This is a genomic window from Nocardia sp. CA-290969 (assembly GCF_050936135.1).
Taxonomy (GTDB): Bacteria; Actinomycetota; Actinomycetes; order Mycobacteriales; family Mycobacteriaceae; genus Nocardia.
This window is the reverse complement of sequence record NZ_JBNJNJ010000001.1, coordinates 7,695,758-7,712,089: the sequence shown is the minus strand read 5'-3', so window position 1 is coordinate 7,712,089 and position 16,332 is coordinate 7,695,758. Positions and strand designations below refer to the sequence as shown.

At 68.7% G+C, this 16,332-nt stretch carries 14 protein-coding genes; 7 read left to right on the top strand and 7 right to left on the bottom strand.

Annotation, left to right across the window (positions count from 1 at the left end; all coding sequences use genetic code 11):
* Positions 1-151: 151 nt before the first annotated feature.
* Together ACQEVO_RS35210 and ACQEVO_RS35205 are read right to left on the bottom strand one after the other, a co-directional pair.
* A complete protein-coding gene (locus ACQEVO_RS35210) occupies positions 152-472 on the bottom strand; it encodes a hypothetical protein (protein WP_432921810.1) in 321 nt (106 codons plus the stop codon).
* Positions 473-637: 165 nt separating this feature from the next.
* Positions 638-1,810 (bottom strand): aminotransferase class V-fold PLP-dependent enzyme, encoded by a 1,173-nt coding sequence (locus ACQEVO_RS35205; protein ID WP_432921807.1) that lies wholly within the window; start codon positions 1,808-1,810, stop codon positions 638-640.
* Positions 1,811-2,024: 214 nt separating this feature from the next.
* Between ACQEVO_RS35205 and egtA the strand changes: the two genes are divergently transcribed.
* From egtA to egtD, 4 genes are all read left to right on the top strand, one after another.
* The gene (egtA, locus tag ACQEVO_RS35200; RefSeq protein ID WP_432921804.1) at positions 2,025-3,341 is read left to right on the top strand and encodes an ergothioneine biosynthesis glutamate--cysteine ligase EgtA; all 1,317 of its coding nucleotides are present in this window, start codon (positions 2,025-2,027) and stop codon (positions 3,339-3,341) included.
* Between the two features lie 166 nt (positions 3,342-3,507).
* The gene (gene egtB, locus ACQEVO_RS35195; RefSeq protein WP_432923351.1) at positions 3,508-4,839 is read left to right on the top strand and encodes an ergothioneine biosynthesis protein EgtB; all 1,332 of its coding nucleotides are present in this window, start codon (positions 3,508-3,510) and stop codon (positions 4,837-4,839) included.
* Positions 4,839-5,675 (top strand): ergothioneine biosynthesis protein EgtC, encoded by an 837-nt coding sequence (egtC, locus tag ACQEVO_RS35190; protein WP_432921801.1) that lies wholly within the window; start codon positions 4,839-4,841, stop codon positions 5,673-5,675. Before egtB ends, egtC begins: the two co-directional genes overlap by 1 nt.
* Positions 5,672-6,643, top strand: a complete 972-nt coding sequence (gene egtD, locus ACQEVO_RS35185) for an L-histidine N(alpha)-methyltransferase (protein ID WP_432921798.1) — start codon at positions 5,672-5,674, stop codon at positions 6,641-6,643. Before egtC ends, egtD begins: the two co-directional genes overlap by 4 nt.
* A 9-nt stretch (positions 6,644-6,652) precedes the next feature.
* Here egtD and pth read toward each other — a convergent pair whose 3' ends face one another.
* A complete protein-coding gene (gene pth / locus ACQEVO_RS35180) occupies positions 6,653-7,228 on the bottom strand; it encodes an aminoacyl-tRNA hydrolase (protein ID WP_432921795.1) in 576 nt (191 codons plus the stop codon).
* Positions 7,229-7,249: 21 nt separating this feature from the next.
* A complete protein-coding gene (locus ACQEVO_RS35175) occupies positions 7,250-7,852 on the bottom strand; it encodes a 50S ribosomal protein L25/general stress protein Ctc (protein ID WP_432921792.1) in 603 nt (200 codons plus the stop codon).
* Positions 7,853-8,149: 297 nt separating this feature from the next.
* Here ACQEVO_RS35175 and ACQEVO_RS35170 point away from each other — a divergent pair, with 297 nt between their 5' ends.
* Entirely contained in the window at positions 8,150-9,793 is a 1,644-nt protein-coding gene (locus ACQEVO_RS35170; RefSeq protein WP_432921789.1) for a peptide chain release factor 3, read from the top strand.
* A 6-nt stretch (positions 9,794-9,799) separates the two neighbouring features.
* Here the strand turns inward: ACQEVO_RS35170 and ACQEVO_RS35165 are convergent, their stop codons facing one another.
* Together ACQEVO_RS35165 and ACQEVO_RS35160 are read right to left on the bottom strand one after the other, a co-directional pair.
* Positions 9,800-10,429 carry a nuclear transport factor 2 family protein gene (locus ACQEVO_RS35165; RefSeq protein WP_432923348.1) on the bottom strand — a complete coding sequence of 210 codons (630 nt, stop codon included), beginning with the start codon at positions 10,427-10,429 and terminating at the stop codon, positions 9,800-9,802.
* Between the two features lie 343 nt (positions 10,430-10,772).
* Positions 10,773-11,753: an Abi-alpha family protein gene (locus ACQEVO_RS35160; protein ID WP_432921786.1), complete on the bottom strand. Its 981-nt coding sequence runs from the start codon at positions 11,751-11,753 to the stop codon at positions 10,773-10,775.
* A gap of 226 nt (positions 11,754-11,979) precedes the next feature.
* On the opposite strand from ACQEVO_RS35160, the gene ACQEVO_RS35155 reads away from it, so the two are divergent.
* Together ACQEVO_RS35155 and ACQEVO_RS35150 are read left to right on the top strand one after the other, a co-directional pair.
* Positions 11,980-13,302: a hypothetical protein gene (locus tag ACQEVO_RS35155; protein WP_432921783.1), complete on the top strand. Its 1,323-nt coding sequence runs from the start codon at positions 11,980-11,982 to the stop codon at positions 13,300-13,302.
* The gene (locus ACQEVO_RS35150) at positions 13,293-14,180 is read left to right on the top strand and encodes an Abi-alpha family protein (RefSeq protein ID WP_432921780.1); all 888 of its coding nucleotides are present in this window, start codon (positions 13,293-13,295) and stop codon (positions 14,178-14,180) included. Before ACQEVO_RS35155 ends, ACQEVO_RS35150 begins: the two co-directional genes overlap by 10 nt.
* 210 nt (positions 14,181-14,390) lie before the next feature.
* Here ACQEVO_RS35150 and ACQEVO_RS35145 read toward each other — a convergent pair whose 3' ends face one another.
* Positions 14,391-16,205 carry an ABC-F family ATP-binding cassette domain-containing protein gene (locus tag ACQEVO_RS35145; RefSeq protein ID WP_432921777.1) on the bottom strand — a complete coding sequence of 605 codons (1,815 nt, stop codon included), beginning with the start codon at positions 16,203-16,205 and terminating at the stop codon, positions 14,391-14,393.
* Positions 16,206-16,332 lie beyond the last annotated feature (127 nt).

Genomic DNA, 16,332 nt, shown 5'->3' with positions numbered 1-16,332 from the left:
GGGGACAGCACGCCTGATCAGTCCTCCAGATCCGGCACCGAGCCCGGGGTACGGTCGCGCCAGATGTCGAGCTCGACATCGTCGACGGACAGCGGGTCGCTCAGGGCCGGGTCGGTGCCGATGGACCGGTCGAAGTCGGCGTCGGAGGTGGTCAGGAAAGTGTCTCCTCGATGGAGGTCGCGGTCAGCACTCGCGTCGCCCACTCATGGTGCCGGTCGGCGTCGGCCGACCGGATACGGCGCAGTACCGCCTCGGGCAGCGGCCCGAACTTGGCCGTCATCAGGTCGATCAGCAACTTGGTACGGGCACGTGCCTCACCGCGGGCCTCGCCACGGGCCTCGATGGCTTCTGCTGTGGTCACGAATGCCTCCTTGGCTCGCGGGCCGATCTGTCCGACGACTGCGGCCAAGTCGGCCTCGGTGGTGTCACCCACCTTCAGGAGGTCGTGCGGGCCACCCCGCTGCTCGCTCATGAGCGGCGACGCTACCTCGCCTTCCCGACAGCACCCAATCCGGCAATTGCGCACCGCGCGAACAACACTCGCCCACTCGCCATCGGGACCACCGCTGCCGACTGCGTGCACGCCACCGTGCCTACCGCCTCGCGTTCGGCAGTGGTTTTCCTCGGCCGAGATCCGCTACAACGCTGCGACGGCGGCGATGAACGAGTCCAGTTCATCGTGGCTGACGAAGCAGTGCGGGGAGGCGCGGACCACCGAGTCCAGACCGCGGGCGGACATATCGAGCAGGGTCGAACTCGCATGACTGACCGTCACCGTGATGTCTTTGTCCAGCAGCCGGTCCCGGACCTCCACCGGTGCCACGCCTTCGACGGTGAAGGACACGATGCCGCTGTGGTCGACACCGAGATCGCGCACCGTGACCCCCGGCAGTTCGCCGAGCGCGCCCCGCAGATAGTCGGCGCGCTCGGCGATTGCGGCATAGACCTGATCGGGTCCGAGATCGAGAAGATAGCGCACGGCCGCGCCGAGGCCGAGGCGGGCCGCCACATCGTGTTCCCAGAATTCGAACCGGGCGGCATCCGGGGCCATCCGGTATTCGTCCGGGCCGGTCCAGGTGGCGCTGTGCAGGTCGAGCCGGCCGGGTTCCAGCGAGGCCGCCAGTTCCGGTCGCAGATAGAGGAATCCGGTGCCGCGGGGGCCGCGCAACCATTTCCGGCCGGTGGCCGACAGGGCATCCACTCCCAGTTCGGCGACGTCGAGAGGGAGTTGCCCGGCGGACTGGCAGGCGTCCAGCACCACCAGCGCGCCGCCGGCCCGGGCGATCCGCGCGGCCGCGGCCACCGGATTCACCAGGCCCCCATTGGTCGGTACATGCAGCAGCGAGACCAGCCGCACCCGTTCGTCCATCATCGCGTCGAGGGCCGCGATATCGATCCGGCCCTGGGCGTCGTCGGGGATCTGTTCCACCCGGGCGCCGGTGGCGCGGGCGCGCTGTAGTGCCGCGATGGCGTTGCTGGCGTAGTCGGCGCCCGAGATCAGGATCCGGTCGCCGGGTCGCAACGGGACGGAGTAGAAGAAATCGGACCAGGATCGGGTGGCGCTGTCGCTGAGGGCGATGGTGTCGGGGGTGGTGTTGAGCAGTTCCGCGATCGCGGCCTTGACCCCGGCCAGATCGTCGAGCCGTTCGTTCGCGGCCCGGTAGCCGCCGATTTCGGCCTCCCGGCGCAGATGGCCGATCACGGTTTCGGTGACCACCCGCGGCGGGAGCGAGGATCCCGCGCTGTCCAGGAAAACCGCTCCGGATCCGACACCGGGCGTATCGGCGCGTACTCGCTGCTCATCCACCATGTACCCGACCTTAGTGCCGGATCCGTGACAGCTTCGCGTCGCAAACGTGTCCGTCCCCGTCGCTACCCTGGATTCCACGCGCGACCGCACCCGTGGCCGCGGCCGCCGGGATCGGGCCCACCCGAGCCGGGCCGACAACCGAACACGAGCACACGCAGCACCGGCGACCGAACACGCGAGAGAAGAACCACCGAGAAGCCGCATGGAGGTTGGTATGGCGGTCACCCTCGAACACCCGGAATCGACCAGCGACTCACCCCCACACCCGGCCCTCAGCAGCCGAGCGGCGGCCGAAGCGTATCTCGGCGGTGTCTGCTTCAAACTCGGCCCACCGGCGCTCATCGGCGCCGAACTCGAATGGTTCACCGTCTGCCGCCCCCGTACCGCAGCGCATCCGCCGGACCACGACTCCGCACCCGGCCCGTTCGCCGGCCGCCGCCCTACCGCCGCCCTCCTCGCCCGTGCCCTCGGCCCGCACGCACCGCACTCCATCGCCCCCGATTCCCCCGCCGAACCGTTGTCCGGCGGTAGCCGCGTCACCGTCGAACCCGGTGGGCAGATCGAACTCTCCAGCATCGCCGTCACCGACCCCGCCGACCTGTGCGCCCGCCTGAGCGCCGACCACCGGCGCCTGCGCGAACTTCTCGGCACACAGTCCATCGCGATGGTCTCGGCCGCCGCCGATCCCGCCCGCGCACCCCGCTGTCAGTTACGGCTGCCGCGCTATCAGGCCATGGAAGACTATTTCGGCCGGATCGGCCCGTACGGCCGGCTCATGATGAGCAATACGGCTGCGGCGCAGGTCAGCGTGGATATCGGCGCCGACGGGGACGAACTCACCGCCCGCTGGACAGCCCTGCACGCCATCGGCCCGGCACTGGTGGCAGCCTTCGCGTGCTCCCCCGTTCTCCGCGGCGCCCCGTCCGGCGAGTGGGCGTCGCAGCGCATGCGCACCTGGCTGCACCTGGATCAGGCCCGCGCCTGTCCCCCGGTCGCCGACTGGGCCGATCCGGTCACCGGTTACGCCCGGTGGGCGCTGGACGCGTCGCTGCTGTGTGTACGACGCCCCGATCCCGGCCCGGGCCGGCCAACGGTGGCCTGGCAGGCGCCGGCCGGTGCGACCTTCGCCGACTGGCTCACGGGTGGTCTGGACACCGAGATCGGCCGCCGCCCGGGTATCGATGACCTCCGCTACCACCTGACCACCTTGTTCCCCCCGGTCCGCCCAGCGGGGTACTTCGAGGTGCGTTATCTCGACGCCCAACCGGGCGACGGCTGGAAGGTACCGATCGCGGTGCTCCACGCCCTGCTGTCCACTCCGGCCGCAGTCGCCGACGCCGCCACCGCCGCGGCGGACACCGCGGACCGCTGGCTGGACGCCGCCCGCCACGGTCTCGCCGATCCACAACTGAGAGCCGCCGCGGTCGCCGTTCTGGAGGCCGCCATAGCCCACAGCTCGACCGCCGGTCCCGAACTGCACAAGGCGGTGCGCCGCTGCACGGCCGGTGAACAGCCCGGGGGCACATCATGACCGGGCCCTGTTCGGTCCGGCGTGGGACCACTCGGCTGTTCCGCGCACCGCGACCGGTCTGCCTGATGCCCTATGGAGGGCTCGTCCACCGTGCCGGTGCGAGACCGATCGATCGCCCTGAGCCGCCCACCGTATCCCTGTCGTCGAGCGGAGTGATTTCGTGACCTTGCAGCACTACACCGACCGATCGGGTACCGAGCAGCTGCGCGAACATATCGCGGCGACGCTGCGGCGGGCCCGGCAGCGGACCGCCGCGCTCACCGACTGTGTGGACGAGGCCGAACTCGTCGCGCAGCATTCGCGGCTGATGAGCCCGCTGGTGTGGGATCTGGCGCATATCGGCAATCAGGAAGAGCTGTGGCTGGTGCGTGATGTCGGCGGGCGCGACCCGGTGCGCGCCGATATCGACGAGCTCTACGACGCGTTCAAACATGCCCGGTCGAACCGTCCGCAACTGCCGCTGCTGAATCCGGGTGAGGCCCGCGGGTACGTGGGCACCGTGCGGGAGAAGGTCTGGGATGTGCTCGAACGCAGTCCGCTGCGGGGCGGCGAGCTGGTCGACGGCGGTTTCGCGTTCGGGATGATCGCCCAGCACGAACAGCAGCACGACGAGACGATGCTCGCCACCCATCAGCTGCGTACCGGAGCCCCGGTGCTGTCCGCGTCCCCGCCGCCCGCCGCCGTGACCGCGGTGCGCGGCGAGGTGGTGATCCCGGCCGGTGAGTTCACCATGGGCACTTCCACCGACCCGTGGGCCCTGGACAACGAACGCCCCGCCCACCCGGTGCATCTGCCCGCCTTCGCGATCGACGCGGCCCCGATCACCAACGCGCAGTACCTCGAATTCGTCGCCGACGGTGGTTACGACCGGCGCGAGCTGTGGTCGGAACGGGGCTGGACGCATCGGCAGGAGGCGGGGCTCACCGCGCCGCAGTTCTGGGAGCAGGATTCCGGCGGGCAGTGGTCGCGGCGGGTGTTCGGGGTCCGGCGACCGCTGCAGCCGCACCAGCCGGTGGTGCACGTGTGCTGGTTCGAAGCGCAGGCCTACGCCAACTGGGCGGGTAAACGCCTGCCCACCGAGGCCGAATGGGAGAAAGCCGCCCGCCACGACCCCGCCACGGGCCGCACCCGCGCCTACCCGTGGGGCGATACCGAACCGGGCCCCGCCACCGCGAACCTCGGGCAGCGGCATCTGGAACCGGCCGATATCGGTGCCTATCCGGAAGGTGCGTCGCCGGCGGGGGTCCACCAGCTCATCGGCGATGTCTGGGAGTGGACGTCCTCGGGTTTCCATCCCTACCCCGGTTTCCGCGCCTTCCCCTACCGCGAATACTCGGAGGTCTTCTTCGGCGGCGACTACCGGGTCCTGCGCGGTGGTTCGTTCGGCACCGACCCCGTCGCCTGCCGGGGCACCTTCCGCAATTGGGACCATCCGATCCGCCGGCAGATCTTCGCCGGTTTCCGGCTGGCCCGCACACTCGACCCGCGGGAGGCGTGATGTGCCGGCATCTCGGTTACGTGGGCCCGCCCGCGTCGGTCGGTGAACTGCTGCTCCGCGGACCGCATTCGCTGCGCACCCAGTCGTGGGCGCCGCGGGATATGCGTGGCGGCGGCACCATCAACGCCGACGGTTTCGGGGTCGCCTGGTGGGGCCCGGAACCGGCCGCGGTGACCCATTACCGCAACCCCGAGCCGATCTGGACCGATCCGGCGGTGGGGCAGGTGCTGCCGCAACTCACCTCGCATGCGGTGCTGGGCAGTGTTCGCTCGGCCACCGTCGGGATGCCGGTGCAGCGGTCGGCGTGCGCGCCGTTCCTGTGGGATCGGTGGGCGTTCAGCCACAACGGGGTCGTGCCGCAGTGGCGGACGGTGCTCACCGCCGTACTGTCGGATCTCGATGTCGCCGCGACCCGCGCCGGGATGACCAGGCGGTACGAAACCAGCCATCTGCTCGAAGCCGAAGCCCTCACCGATTCGGCTGCCCTGTGGGTGTTGCTGCGCCGCCTGCTCGACCCGGACACCCCGGCGGGACTGGCCGAAAACCCCGGTACCGCACTGCGCCTGCTGGTGACGACGGTGCTGCACCACGCCCCCGACGCCCGGCTGAACCTACTGATCTGCGACGGCAGCGCCCTGTGGGCGAGCACCTGTTATCACTCGTTGTCCGCACTGGTGACCGACGAATTCGCGATCCTTTCCTCCGAACCGTACGACGACGATACGAGATGGCAGCCGCTGCCCGATCGTGTTCTCGTGCATGCCGAACCCGGCCGGTTGAGTGTCGAACCACTGGAACTCGCCGGATCCACCGCGACCGAAAGCCTGGGGTCATGAACGAACCCACCGTGGAAGTCCATCTCACCGACGCCGATCTCACCGCAGCCCTGCGCGCGGATGCCCGCCGCGGCCTGACCGACCGCCCGAAATGGCTGCCGCCCAAATGGTTCTACGATGCCCGCGGCAGTGAACTGTTCGAGCAGATCACCGAACTGCCCGAGTACTACCCCACACGCACCGAGCGGGCGTTGCTGGCGAAGGTCGCAGGGGCGATCGCGCGCACCGCGCAGGCGGAGGTGCTGGTCGAACTGGGATCGGGGTCGGCCACCAAGACGCGACTCCTGCTGACCGCCCTCACTTCCGAGGGGCCCTTGAAAACCTATGTTCCGCAGGATGTCTCGGCCGCTGCGTTACGCGCCTCCGCGGCCGAGGTCGCGGCGGAATTCCCCGGCCTGGCGGTGCACGGAGTGGTCAGCGATTTCACCGACACCCTGGCGACCCTGCCGCGCGGCGGCCGGCGGATGATCGCCTTCCTCGGCGGCACCCTCGGCAATATGGTGCCCGCCGAACGCGCCGAATTCCTCGGCGGTATCCACGATGTCCTCGAACCCGGGGAGCAATTGCTGCTCGGTGCGGGCCTGGTGACCGACCCGGCGATCCTGATCCCCGCCTACGACGACGCCGCCGGTGTCACCGCCGAATTCAACCGGAATGTCCTGCGCGTCCTCAATTCCCGGCTCGACGCGAATTTCGATCCGGCGGCGTTCCGCCATATCGCGCACTGGGACGCCGACAACGAATGGATCGAAATGCGCCTGGAAGCCACCGCGGATATGGACGTCACCGTCGCCGGCCTGGGCTTCACCGCGCACTTCGCCCGTGGTGAACAACTACGCACCGAGATCTCCGCGAAGTTCCGCCCCACCGGCCTCGACACCGAACTCCGCGCCGCCGGTTTCGTCACCGAACACACCTGGACCGACCCCGACGACCGCTTCGCCCTGGTCCTGGCCGCCCGGGTCTGACCGGACCGGTCAGTGCAGCTGGTTCTGGGCGGTTTCCAAACCGACTCGCAGCAGGAGTTCCACTGCGTCGGCGGCCTGTTCGACCACGACCGGGAGCTCTTTGCGCTCGGCCGCCGCGAACGGTTTGAGCACGAAATCGGCCGGGTCCTGGCGGCCGGGCGGGCGGCCGATACCGATCCGGGTGCGCAGATAGTCCTTGGTGGTCAGCGCGCCGGAGATCGAGCGCAACCCGTTGTGCCCGCCCTCACCGCCGCCGCGTTTCAAACGGATCGCGCCGAACGGCAGGTCCAGTTCGTCGTGCACCACGATCACCTCGGTGGGCGGCACCGAGAAGAAGCGGGCCAGCGCCGAAACCGGCCGTCCGGACAGGTTCATGAACGACCGCGGTTTCGCGATCAGCACCTGCCGCCCGTCGAGCCGGGCCTGCAGTAGATCGGTCCCCGACTTCTTGTGCACGGTGAAACGGCCGCCGACCCGCTGCGCGAGCGAATCGGCGACCAGAAACCCCACATTGTGCCGGGTGCGTTCGTACTCGGGACCCGGATTACCCAGGCCGACGACCAGCGCCGGCGCGGTATCGGACATCGCGGGAGGTGACCGGCGGTCTTATTCGGCGGTCTCGCCCTCGGCCGCGGTCTCGCCCTCGGCCTCCGGCTCGGCGGTGGCGCGGGCCTCGACAATGTTGACCAGCAACAGTTCCGGATCGCCGGTCAGGCTCACGCCCTTGGGCAGCTCCACGGAACCGGCGGTGATCTGGGTACCGGCCTCGGCGCCCGCGATGGAGACCTCGAGGGCCTCGGGGATGTTCAGCGCGTCGGCCGAGATGGCGACGGTGGTGGCTTCCTGGGTGACCAGGGTGCCCGGGCCGGCCTCACCGACCAGGGTGATCGGCACATCGGCACTGACCTCTTCACCGCGCTGCACGATCAGCAGATCGGCGTGCTCGATGTAGCGGTGGATCGGGTGCACCACGACCGACTTGGTCAGCGCGAGCTGCTTCTTGCCCTCGATGTCGAGGTTCAGGATCGCGTTGGTGCCGTGCTGGCGCAGGATGGCGGCGAAGGACAGCGCGTCCAGCGACAGATGCTGCGGGTCGGACTGATGCCCGTACAGGACCGCCGGAACGTTGCCCGCGCGGCGGGTGCGGCGCGCGGCACCCTTGCCGAACTCGGTGCGGATCTTCGCTTCGAGAAGGTTGACGTCGGACATGACTGGATAACTCCTACGGCTCTACGCGACTGGTGGGCGGGTGCCAGGGAAATCGCGCCCCTGGTCAGTTGGTCTGCTCGTCAGGCGAAGACCGAACACCAGGCGACCGGAAGCCGCGCCGCGTCGATCACGGTGCCGCAAAATCTTGCGAACCCTCGCCGAGACAACCCGAACACTGTAACCCAACCCGGCCAAAACCCCGGAATCGGGTGGTCGCCGACACGTCGACAGCTGGTCAGAACCGTCACGTAGCCTGGACAGGTTCACCCCTGATCGCTCGCCGAAAGGTTTTCTCCGTTGACCGCCTCCACCGAGGGCTCCGCCGCGCCCGCCACGCGCGGGTTGGCCGCCGAGGTGTCGCGGCGCCGCACCTTCGCCGTGATCTCGCATCCCGACGCGGGTAAATCGACGCTCACCGAAGCATTGGCGCTGCACGCCCGCAAGATCTCCGAGGCCGGCGCAATCCACGGTAAGGCGGGCCGGAAATCCACCGTCTCGGACTGGATGGAGATGGAGAAGGCGCGCGGTATCTCGGTGAGCTCCACCGCGCTGCAGTTCAACTACCGGGCCGCGGGGTCCGAGATCGATCATGTGATCAATCTCGTCGACACCCCGGGCCACTCCGATTTCTCCGAGGACACCTACCGGGTGCTGACCGCGGTGGACGCCGCGGTGATGCTGATCGACGCCGCGAAGGGTCTCGAACCACAGACCTTGAAGTTGTTCCAGGTATGCCGCCACCGCGGTATCCCGGTGATCACCGTGATCAACAAATGGGACCGGCCCGGCCGCGCCCCGCTGGAACTGCTCGACGAAATCGACGAGCGGATCGGTCTCACCCCCACGCCGCTGTTCCTGCCGGTCGGTATCGCGGGCGATTTCCGCGGCCTGCTGCGCCGCGGGCCCGACGGCGCGGCCGCCGAGTACATCCATTTCACCCGCACCGCCGGTGGCGCCACCATCGCGCCGGAGGAATCGCTGACGCCCGAATCCGCCGAGGCCCGGGAGGGCGCGGCGTGGACCACCGCGGCGGAGGAGAGCGAACTGCTGTCGGCCACCGGTCAGGATCACGACCAGGAACTTTTCCTGGCCGGGCAGACGTCTCCGGTGATCTACGCCTCGGCGATGCTGAACTTCGGCGTCCGGCAGCTACTGGAGACGCTGGTGTCGCTGGCCCCCGCCCCCGGCTCACGGGCGGATATCGGCGGTCACACCCGCGAACCGCAGGACCCGTTCAGCGCGGTGGTGTTCAAGGTGCAGGCGGGGATGGATACCGCGCACCGCGACCGGCTGGCGTTCATGCGCATCGTCTCGGGTGAGTTCGAACGCGGCATGGTGGTCACCCACGCGCAGACCGGGCGGCCGTTCGCGACCAAATACGCGCTGACCGTCTTCGGCCGGGAACGCGCGACCGTCGACACCGCCTATCCCGGGGATGTGGTGGGCCTGGTCAATGCGACCGCGCTCGCGCCCGGGCACACCCTGTTCGTCGACAAGAAGGTCGAATTCCCGCCCATCCCCTCGTTCGCGCCGGAGCATTTCGCCGCCCTGCGCGCCCAGAGCGCCGGTAAGTACAAGCAGTTCCGTAAGGCGATCGACCAGCTCGACTCGGAGGGCGTGGTGCAGGTACTGCGCAACGACGCCCGCGGTGACGCCTCTCCGGTGCTGGCAGCGGTGGGCCCGATGCAGTTCGAGGTGGTGACGGCCCGGATGCAAGGTGAGTTCGGCGTCGAGACCCACCTCGACAACCTCGCCTACACCATTGCCCGCCGCACCGACGCCGCTTCGGCGCCCGAACTGGACCGCCAGCGCGGGGTGGAGGTGTTCACCCGCAGCGACGGCGCGATCCTCGCGCTGTTCAGCGATAAATGGCGGTTGCAGTACATCCAGAAGGAAATGCCGAAGCTCACCCTGGAACCGCTGGTGGCAGCCGCCGACTGAGGCCGCTCAGCCCGCGGCCCGCTCCTCGGGCGGCGGATACTGCTGATCCGCGCCACCGAGGGATTCCTCGGGCGTCTCGTCGTGGGCCGCGGTCTCGCGCGGATCCCGCTCGACGGATTCGATACCGGTCGCCTGCTGGATCAATCCCCAGCGGTTGGCGGTCAACCGCAGGCTGGGCAGATCGCTGAGCGAGAGCACCACCTCGTAGGTGCGTTCGTAGCCGGTATGCGCGATCCGCCAGCGGCCGTCGTCGCAGCGCACGTATTCGTCGGTGTAGAAGGCGGCGCCGCGCAGCAACATATTGTTCTCCGGGATCAGCACGGTATCGGAGAGGTACCAGACACCGCTGGCCCGGTCGCCGTGCACATCGACCTCGGGATGATCGACGCGGTGTTCGGTGATCACATGCGGGCCCAGCGTGTTCCGCATGAACGTCAGGAACGCTTCCCGGGATTCGAATTGCAGGTATTCGCTGTAGGTGGCCGTGGCCTCCGGGGTCATCGTCTCCGCGAAGTCTTCCCAGAGTTTGGTGTCCAGGGCGCGCACGTAGCGATATTTGAGGCGATGGATCTCCAGGACGTCCTCGGACGTCACCGGCGCCGCCGGACGCGAGCTGTTCGGTCGTGCTGGTCCCATGGTCAGTGGTACGTCCGTTTCGGGGTCGAGCCGCGGCGGGAGCGATACGTCCAGCCCGGCACCCAGCGCCGCGGCGAGCGCGGCACCCGAGAAGGCCATGGTCTCACTGCTCTGACCCGGCCGCCGCGGAAATCCACCCGGACGGGGTCCGGGATCGTTGCGCTCCTCGCCCTGGTCCATAACTCCACCATCCCACCTGAAATGGACAAATTGGGAGGTTATTCAGATCTGCATCGGATTGCTATCCTGCGTCGGCGTTATTACGGCGTACGGATCCGGCCAGGTCAGCGGTGGGATTCGGCTCGTTCGAGGCCACCGGTGGGGCCGGTGACCAGGGCCGATATCAGGGGCGTTCGCCGTTGCCGATGGTGAAGCAGGTGCGGCAGAAATCCTCACCGAACTCCGTCAGCCGCAGGCTTTTGCGCACGATTTTCGGGGCGCGGCCCGCCTTTTTCAGGGCGTCCTCCACGAGCGGCTGGACCTCGAGCACCATATAGCGGCTCAAGACCACCGGATCGTCGGAACTGTGGGTCAATCCCAGCCGGCTGAGGTTGATCAGGTAGGAGCGCGCCCGGTCGATATAGCGGACGCCGGCCTGTTCCGGCACCGAGCTCAGGCCGCCCGCGATCAGCTCGGATCCGATCCCCAGTGGGCGGTTGGTGCGCACGTCCACCATCGGCTGCGGCCCGTTGAGCGCCATATAGCGCAGGATGCGGGCCTCGTCGGGGGCGAGTTCGTCGAGGATGCGGTCGTAGGCGGGGTGGACTTCCTCGGTGAAGTAGACATCGGCCGAACGAGCCAGCAGCGCGTCCCCGCGTTTACGCAATTCCGCGACGGTGGCCGACCGCATATACGAGCCCACCGCCACCGTCTGCTGCGCGGAGGTCTGCCCGGTGGGTACATAGCTGACGATCTCGCGCACCGATCCCTCGGTGACCCCGAGCGCGCTGCGCGCGATGGACCGCAGCGCGTTACCGGTGCGCTCGGCGATCTCGGCCGAGGACTCCCCGTCCAGGGCCGCCTGGGTGATCTCCCGGGTGACCTCGTAGGAGGTGTTCACCGCCCACTGCCCGCCGCGCACCACACTGCCCGCCGCCAGCCCGGCCGCCCGGAACACGCCGCGGATGAGCCTGGCCTCGTTGCTGATCTGGCGCTGCTCCACATCGGCGCTGCGTTCGACACTCGACGGCGGCCTGCGTACGACGCTCGCCGGGTCGGGCGGGGTGTTCGGCGCCCCGTTCCGGCCGGTGCTCGACGGGGGGCTCCACTGCACGGGTCGGGAACCGGTCCGGGGGAACTCCTGTCCGGTCCTGTCGTCTGCCACGTCTACTCCGATATCGCCAGATGAACGAATCCCGCTCATCGATTATTGCCCATCGACGGTGATAGCCCCGCGCCGGACCATGGATCCGGCTCACGTCTGAGACACTAATGTGTCGCGTCCGGTCGCGCTGCCGGTGGATGTCCGCCGCGGCGCGGTGAGGGCGCGGTTGTGGTGCTAATTTGAGGTCCCGGTGGGGCGGCGATCACCGGGAGCAGGAGGGTGTGTCGTGTTGGAGAGTGTGTTCGGGGTGCACCCGACGATCCTCCTGGAATTAGTGACCATTCCGCTGTTCACCGGCGTCATCGGTTACATCACCAACTGGACCGGTGTGCTGATGCTGTTCCGGCCGATCGCTTTTCACGGTATCCGGGTACCCGGATTGCGCTACCTGTATCCGTATCTGCCGAAGCGGATCCAGATCCTGCCGCTGCTGAGCTACGACGGCCGCTTCGGCTGGCAGGGTATCGTGCCCTCGCGGGCCGACAAAATGGCCAGTATCGCGGTGGACAAAGGACTTTCGAAGCTCGGCAGCGTCGCCGATTTCTACCGGGAACTGGAACCGGACGCACTGGCCGAACACCTCGCGCTCACCGCCGAAACCCAGATCCGCGATATCGTCGAGAACATTCTGCGCCGCGACCATCCGCAGCTCTGGTACAACCTGCCGAGCCAGGTCCGCGAAGCGGTACACGAGCGGGTGCGCCGGCAGTTACCGGATGTCCTGCGCGAACTCACGAACGAACTTGGCGCGAACATCGACCAGTTGCTCGATGTCAAACAGATGGTCATCCGTTATTTCCAGGCCCGGCCCCAGCTGCTCAATCAGTTGTTCCAGGTGCTGGGCGCCAAGGAATTGCGGTTCATGCAGAATTTCGGTCTCTATTTCGGCGCCCCCATGGGTGTGGTGCTGGTCGCAATTCTGCATGTGACCAATTGGCCGACGCTGGCGGTACTGCCGATCGGCGGGGTGATCATCGGCTGGGTGGTCAACTGGGTGGGCCTGAATATGATCTTCGCGCCCGCCGAGCCGAAATGGTGGTGCCCGTGGCGGCAGGGCCTGCTGATCAAACGGCAGAACGAAATCACCGACGGCTATGCCGAACTCGTCTCCACCCAGGTGATGACGGTCGCCAATATCGGCGACGAACTGCTGAACGGGCCCAAATCCGATCGCACCCTGCAGATGCTCGAGGACACCCTGCGCCCGGCCGCCGACCGCGCCCTCGGCCCCGCCCGCGGCGCGGTGAAACTGGTCCTCGGCAGCCGCGAGTACAAAGCACTGACCCAGACCTTCACCTCGGAGGCGATGGCGATCGCACCGCTGGCGTTCGCCGACGCCGACTTCAACGAGCGGCAGGGCAAACAGATCGGCGCCTATATCGCCAAGCAGATGTCGGAGCTGTCGCCGAACGATTTCGTCGATATGCTGCGCGCGGCCATCAAACAGGACGAATGGTTACTGTTCGTGCACGGCGGTGTTCTGGGCCTGTTCGCGGGATACGCGCATATCCTGGTCTTCGGAACGGGGGTGGCGACCACATGGCTGTGAACGAGAAACCACGAGACACCGGCGATACCGACCGGACCGGCAGAGCAGGCCGGTCCGGCAAGAGCAGCCGCGACAACGAGGCCCGCGGGCCGGCCGGGCCGATCGGGCCCGTGGCTGCGGTACGCGCCGTGAGCGGGGTCGCGCGGGTGGCGGCGTCGGTGGTGTCGGGTACCGCGCGCTGGGGTGTGCACACGGCGCTGGACGTCACCGAGACAGTGGTGCGCGGCAGTATGGCCGGCGATCCCCCGGCCGAGGTCCGATCGGAGGCGATCGGGCAGGTGCGGGAGGCGTTGCGCCTGGCGCTCGGGGTCACGGCCGCGGAACCGTCCGGCACCGCGTCCCCGACCGAGCGGTCGCTGCGGGAACAGGGCGCGGCGCTGCTGCGCCTGGCCGCCAGCACCCGTGCCCCGGACGAGGGCCATCCGGCCTTCGCACGGGTATTGGCCGAACTGACCTCGGACGAAGCCCGCATTCTTCGGCTGCTCCGCCTCGACGGCCCGCAGCCGACGGTCGTCGTCCGCGGCGGCCGCTCGTCACGGCGTACCCGGCGAACCGGCGCGGCCCGCACCGGGACCGGCGATCTCGGCGTCAGCATGATCGGCGAGAACGCCGGCCTGCGCCATCCCGACCGGATTCACGGCTACCTGACCAATCTGTGCCGGGTGGGCCTGGTCGAACTGCTGGACGAACCGGTGGGCGCCCCGGAGCGCTATCAGCTCCTGGAAGCCCAGCCGGCGGTGGCCGAACTCCTGAAACAGGCCGGTGGCCGGGGCAAACTCCGGCATCGGGGTATCACCCTCACCCCCTTCGGCACCGAATTCGTGCAGGCCAGCCTGCCCATTTCAGGCGAAGATGCCCCCGACACCGCAACCCGCTGAGCACGGGCACCGCCACGACGCAGCGTTGAAACCACGCCCGCCCGCCGCTACGCGCGCGCTGTGAACCGGTCTTGTTCGGAGCCACCCGTGGCCTGCGTCGAGGTGCCGCGCGCCGTATGTCGACCACGATCGCGATCCGGAAGCCCGGGTGTGAACCCACCCGCGGGCCAAGACGCAGCGGGTCCGCTCAGCCGTCTCGATGCCGATAGCTCAGACTTGGTCGGCGAGTTCCATCCACCGTTCCTCGGCGGTTTCCTTCTGCGCCTGGATCTCTTTCAACTCGGCACCGAGGGTGACAAGTTTGTCCGGCTCTGTGGCGGCCTCGGCGAGTGCCGCATGTAGTTTCGCCTCGCGTTCACCGAGTTTGTCGATGGCCCGTTCCAGCCGGGTGAGCTCCTTGCGGGCCGCCCGGTAGGCCGCCGAATCGGTTTGTTCCGCCTCGGCGCGCTGCGCGGAGGCGGACGCCGCCTGCCGGGCGGTGTCCCCGGCTTCGAGTTCGGCCCGCCGCGCCAGATACTGGGTGATCCCGCCGGGCAGATTCGTGAGTTTGCCGTCACCGAACAGCGCCCAGGTGCTGTCGCAGATCCGCTCGATCAGATAGCGGTCGTGACTGATAACGACGAGCGTGCCGGCCCAATTGTCCAGCAGATCCTCGAGCTGCTGGAGGGTATCGATATCGAGGTCGTTGGTGGGCTCGTCCAGCAGCAGCACATTCGGCTCGGACATCAGGATCCGGGTGAGCTGCAGGCGGCGGCGTTCACCACCGGACAGATCCCGCACCGGGGTGCGCTGGCGGGCCGGTGTGAAACCGAGTCGTTCCGCGAGCTGCCCGGCCGACAGTTCCAGCGCCTTGCTGCCCTCGCCCAGGGTGATCCGCATGGCGATCTCCTGGACCGCCTCGAGCACCCGCATATCGGTGGGGAGGTCGTCGAGTTCCTGCCGCAGCCAGCCGATCCGGACGGTCTGCCCCTGCACCCGCTTCCCCGCGACGGGCTCGACATCACCGGCCAGCGCCCGCAGCAGGGTGGTCTTACCCGAGCCGTTGACCCCGACCAAACCCACGCGTTCGCCGGGCGCGAGCCGCCAGGTCAGATCGTGGACCAGCTCGCGGCCGTCGGGTGTGGTGAGCGTGGCATCCTCGAGTTCCACCACCACCCGGCCCAGCCGCTTCTTGGCGAACGAGGCCAGCGAAACACTGTCCCGCGGCGGCGGGACATCGGCGATCAGCGCCTCGGCGGCCTCCACCCGGTAGCGCGGTTTGGAGGTGCGGGCCTGCGGGCCGCGGCGCAGCCAGGCCAGCTCCTTGCGCGCCAGGTTCCGCCGTCGCGCCTCGGTGGCATCGGCCTGCCGGGCGCGTTCGGCGCGGGCGAAGATCCAGTCGCCGTAGCCGCCCTCATAGGTTTCGACCCGGCCGCCCACGACCTCCCAGGTGCGGGTCGCAACCGTATCGAGGAACCAGCGGTCGTGAGTGACCACGACCAGCGCGCTGCGCCGGGCCAGCAGATGTTCGGCCAGCCACTGCACACCCTCGACATCGAGGTGGTTGGTGGGTTCGTCGAGAACCAGCAGATCCAGCTCGCGCACCAGGGCGGCGGCCAGCGCGACCCGGCGGCGTTCGCCACCGGAGAGATTCGTGACCGCGGTGTCCAGGCCGAGACCGGCGATCCCGATCCCGTCGAGTACCGAGCGGATCCGCGGGTCGGCGGCCCACTCGTGTTCGGCGAGATCCCCGGTCGGCGCGTCCTCGGCGAGACCGGCGAGCACCACCTCACCGACGGTCGACCCCGCCGGCAACACCCCACGCTGGGTGACCACGGCCATCCGCAACCCGCCGAGCCGGCTCACCCGGCCGCCGTCGGGCTCCTCGATCCCGGTCAGCACCTCGAGCAGCGTGGTCTTCCCGCCGCCGTTGAGACCCACCACTCCGATCCGCTCGCCCGCGTGCACCCCCAGCGAGACGCCGTCGAGCAGTGGTTTGATCCCGAAACTCTTGCTGACCTGTTCGAGGTTGATCAGGTTGGACATGGATCCTTCCGTCTCCGGCTACCGGCCGCGCCCATACGCGCGGCCGTCCCAGCCTAATCGCCACGCCACCCATGCCCGCTCGCCGGGCGAATGTGACCGAGCCGGTGGACGGTCGGCGCCCGACCGG